This is a genomic window from Aeromonas sp. LsrichE-8G (genome assembly GCF_022869435.1).
Classification (GTDB): Bacteria; Pseudomonadota; Gammaproteobacteria; order Enterobacterales; family Aeromonadaceae; genus Aeromonas; species Aeromonas caviae.
Map to the genome: position 1 here is coordinate 1 of NZ_JALIHH010000175.1, position 641 is coordinate 641.

The 641-nt window shown below is 51.2% G+C and carries 1 pseudogene; it reads left to right on the plus strand.

The window, feature by feature from the left end:
* Positions 1-198 precede the first annotated feature (198 nt).
* A pseudogene (gene tnpA, locus MUW49_RS18275) lies at positions 199-603 on the plus strand (IS200/IS605 family transposase).
* Positions 604-641: the final 38 nt, after the last annotated feature.

A 641-nucleotide genomic window follows, 5' to 3' on the forward strand; every position in this document is an offset into this window, starting at 1 on the left:
TTCGCCAGCATCCAGAATGCGCTTTGTCTCTGCCAGCCCGTGATTCCAGACATAACGAGCACAACCGCCCAACTGGCGCAGGCGTTGCGCTTGTTGGGCGGTCGGTTCGAGTCGGAACTTGTAGGCTTTCAGAATTTGCATTTATCACTCAGTGTGCAGCATTATTACCATATCTATTAAGCCCGATTGAGTGACAGAATGCAATTCACTAAAATTAATAAATCACGCCATGCGGCCTACGCTTTGCACGTACATTTGGTGTTTATCACCAAGTATCGAAAGCCGATATTGGGGGAACTGCATCACGCTTCATTCGGTCAGTGTGCGGCATAGGTTTGCAGAGATTTTGGTGCGGAACTGAAAGAGTGTGACGGAGAGGCTGATCATGTTCACATGCTGATAGAGTACGGCCCAACAGTGCAGCTATCGGTGCTGGTGAACTCGTTAAAGGCGGTCACATCAAGGCGACTGAGTAATGAATTTCTGGACTTGAGGGGTGCTTACAGCAAACCCGTACTCTGGTCACGCTCTTACTTTGTGGGCTCTTGCGGCGGTGCGCCGTTAGAGGTGATCAAGCAATACATTCAAAACCAGCGGGGCTGACGCCCCGGCGAAATTCCCCTCCCACCTACGTCGGAGGG